Origin of the sequence: uncultured Corynebacterium sp. (assembly GCF_902782855.1) — a bacterium.
GTDB lineage: Bacteria > Actinomycetota > Actinomycetes > Mycobacteriales > Mycobacteriaceae > Corynebacterium.
This window is the reverse complement of the sequence record NZ_CACZOO010000074.1, coordinates 1-2,911: the sequence shown is the minus strand read 5'-3', so window position 1 is coordinate 2,911 and position 2,911 is coordinate 1. Positions and strand designations below refer to the sequence as shown.

Below are 2,911 nucleotides of genomic sequence, written 5' to 3'. Positions count from 1 at the left end.
CCCGGCCGGGGTCACCGCGGTGACGGAGGCTGACGGGCCGTTGTCCCCGGCCCGGGCCGGCCCCGAACCCTGATGCGGCACGCTCTATCCTGAACGTCATGCGCTCCACTCCCACCGTCGCCCCGGACGTCGGTCGCCTTGCCGCGTCCGCCACCGACTTCCCCGGCCGGCTCGACGAGGTCGACCCCTCTCTGCTCGGTCCACGGCAGGACCATGAGCTCGCAATGATCGCCGACGGGGACATGTCCCGGGACCTGTCGGGACTGGGCCTCATCGACTGCCGCCTGGAACGCCTCACCGCCCACGGCGCGGTCCTCACCGGGGCCCGGATCACCGACACCATCCTCACCACGGTGAACGCCACCTCACTGACCGCCTCGCGTGCCAGTCTGCAGGACGTCATCCTCCGGGACTCCCGGCTCGGCGCGGTGGATCTGGTGGACGCCGGCGTCCACGGGCTCATCGTCGAGCGCTGCAGCATCGACTTCCTCAACGTGCGGGGCACGGACCTCACCGACGTGCTCTTCCACGACTGCCGGATCGGCGACCTGGATCTCGGCGGTGTCCGCGCTGACCGGGTCTCGTTCGTCGACTGTCAGGTCGACGCCTTCGACGCGGTGGACGCACGCGCCAGGAACGTGGATCTGCGAGGCCTGGAGATCCACGGCATCCGTAACCCGGACGGTCTGCGCGGGATGACACTGTCCCCGGTTCAGGTCGCCCTGCTGTCCACCGCCTTCGCCCGGCACCTGGGGATACGTGTGGAGGAATGACCGGCGGGATCTACTTCTCCCCGTGGACCGCCTCGATCTCGACCTGTACCAGCCATCCCGCCACCGGCTGCTGCGAGACGGCCACGGTGACCAGTGTCGGCCGGGTCCGGTTGTCCGTCCCCGGGTACAGCTCGTCGACCCGGGAGGACAGGACGGACGCCGATGCCGATGCCGATGCTGGTGCTGATGCGGGCGCTGATTCCGGTGCTGAGTCTGCTGCGGAGTCCGGTTCCGGCTCCGTGGTCGGTGCTGCCGGAGTGGTCACGGCGGTCGTCTCCACCGGCTCCTCCGCGTCGGAGACGAGGGACCGTCCGGTGTCCCGGTCGATGTTCGCGAAGTAGCGGCGGTAAGCCCGCTCCCACCCGTCGAAGTCTGCACCGTCGCGGCCGTCGCGGCCGGTCGGTGCGAGGTAGACCCGCACCGTCGCGACCTCGAAGAGCTTGAGCTTGCGGTCACTCAGCAGATTCTCCACCTGCGACAGCACCTGGAGGGACTGCGCCTCGGTGACGGTCATCCCCGCGGGTAGTTCTCCGTCGGCGTCGAGGAGTCCCGGATCGACGAAGGACAGCGGGTCCCCGTCCTTGAGCATGTGGTTCCTCCGCTCCGGGCCGATCGCCGAAGAACGGAAAACCGAGGCGTCCGCGGGGACGGAGACCCCGGCTGCCGCCGGGTCGGTTTCGTCGGAGACCGAGCTGTTGAACACCGCTTCGTCGGCGCAGGCGCTTGTGGTGAGCAGCAGTGCCCCGCCGGTGAGCAGGGCAGCGGTGCGCGGATGTCTCATGTTGTCCTCCGGGAATGTCAGGCGTCCGGCCACCATCATACGAATGCTGACGGTGGGGCCGGGTACGGCGCTGGTCAACCCGGATACCGGGGCTTCGCGGCCACCGCGGTACCGGTGGTGCGCTACCCGGTGGTGACCGTGGAACCGGTGACTGCGGCGGTGGCAGCTTTCCGGCATTCGTGACGTCCGCAGTGCGCGGTCAGGGGGTCGGCGACGCAGTCGTCGCAGATGAGCACCATGGCGCGGCAGTCGCCGTTGGAGCAGTTGCGGTAGATGTTCGTCGGTTCGCCACAGTGGATGCAGTGGCCGAGTTGGACGGCGTCCGCACTGAACTCCACGTGCATCCGCTGGTCGAAGACGTACAGTGACCCCTCCCAGAGGCCGGTGTCCCCGAATCTTTCGCCGTAGCGGACGATGCCGCCGTCGAGCTGGTAGATCTCGCCGAAACCACGGTCGACCATGAGTTTGCTGAGTACCTCGCAGCGCACGCCGCCGGTGCAGTAGGTGACGACGGGGCGGTCCTTTAGCGAGTCGTACTTTCCGGAGTCGAGTTCGTCGAGGAAGTCGCGGGTGGTGGTGGTGTCCGGGACCACCGCGTCCCTGAACTTGCCGATGGCGGCCTCCATGGCGTTGCGACCGTCGAAGAAGACGACCTCGTCGCCGCGTTCGGCAACCAGGTTGTTGACCTGCTCCGGGCTCAGGTGGACGCCACCGCCGACCACACCGTGTTCGTCGACCTCGATCTCGTCGGCCGCGCCGAAGGTGACGATCTCGTCGCGGACCTTCACCGAAAGTTTCGGGAAGTCCTCAGCGGAGCCGGCGGACCACTTGAACTCCATGTCGTGGAAGCCGGGGTACTCGCGGGTCCGGCGAATGTAGGTCTTGACCGAGGCGAGGGAACCGCCGACGGTGCCGTTGATGCCGTGGCGGCTGATGATGATCCGGCCCCGCAGCCCCAGGGACTCGCACAGGGTGCGTTGCCAGAGCATCACCGCAGTCGGGTCGGCGACCGGGGTGAAGCGGTAGTAGAGGAGGATGCGGGATTCACTCACGTCTGACGAGTGTATGCGGTGGACGTCCGTCCTCAGAGCGTGAGGTGCATCTCCTGGTGCTCGATGCCCTCGACGGTGAATGGCGCGCCGAAGGGTTCGAAACCGTAGGAGGCGTAGAAGGGCTGGGTGGCGACCTGGGCGTCGATCTTGACGACCGCGGTCTGGGTCACCGGGTCCAGGGCGGCGGCACGACCGCGGGCCACCTCGAGGGTGGCGTCCACGATCTGGCGGGCGATGCCGAAGCCGCGGAACTCGGGCAGGACGGCGAGGCGTCCGATCTGCTGTTCCTCGGCGGGGCCGAAGAT

The 2,911-nt window shown here is 68.1% G+C and carries 4 protein-coding genes; 1 reads left to right on the top strand and 3 read right to left on the bottom strand.

Features of this window, described 5'->3' with window-relative positions; genetic code table 11:
- Positions 1-98: 98 nt before the first annotated feature.
- Positions 99-773 (top strand): pentapeptide repeat-containing protein, encoded by a 675-nt coding sequence (locus QZV72_RS03415; protein WP_297005295.1) that lies wholly within the window; start codon positions 99-101, stop codon positions 771-773.
- A gap of 10 nt (positions 774-783) precedes the next feature.
- On the opposite strand, the gene QZV72_RS03410 is transcribed toward QZV72_RS03415, so the two are convergent.
- The 3 genes from QZV72_RS03410 to QZV72_RS03400 all read right to left on the bottom strand — a co-directional run.
- Entirely contained in the window at positions 784-1,554 is a 771-nt protein-coding gene (locus tag QZV72_RS03410; RefSeq protein WP_297005292.1) for a hypothetical protein, read from the bottom strand.
- A 122-nt stretch (positions 1,555-1,676) separates the two neighbouring features.
- On the bottom strand, positions 1,677-2,606 hold the full coding sequence (locus QZV72_RS03405) for a rhodanese-related sulfurtransferase (protein WP_297005289.1): 930 nt from the start codon (positions 2,604-2,606) through the stop codon (positions 1,677-1,679).
- 32 nt (positions 2,607-2,638) lie between these two features.
- Positions 2,639-2,911 (bottom strand): GNAT family N-acetyltransferase (locus QZV72_RS03400; RefSeq protein ID WP_297005286.1); only part of this gene is annotated, 273 nt, incomplete at its 5' end.

Excerpts from the sequence above, each read along its gene's own strand:
- QZV72_RS03410 (WP_297005292.1), bottom strand. The coding sequence starts at position 1,554 with ATGAGACATCCGCGCACCGCTGCCCTGCTCACCGGCGGGGCACTGCTG.
- QZV72_RS03415 (WP_297005295.1), top strand. The coding sequence starts at position 99 with ATGCGCTCCACTCCCACCGTCGCCCCGGACGTCGGTCGCCTTGCCGCG.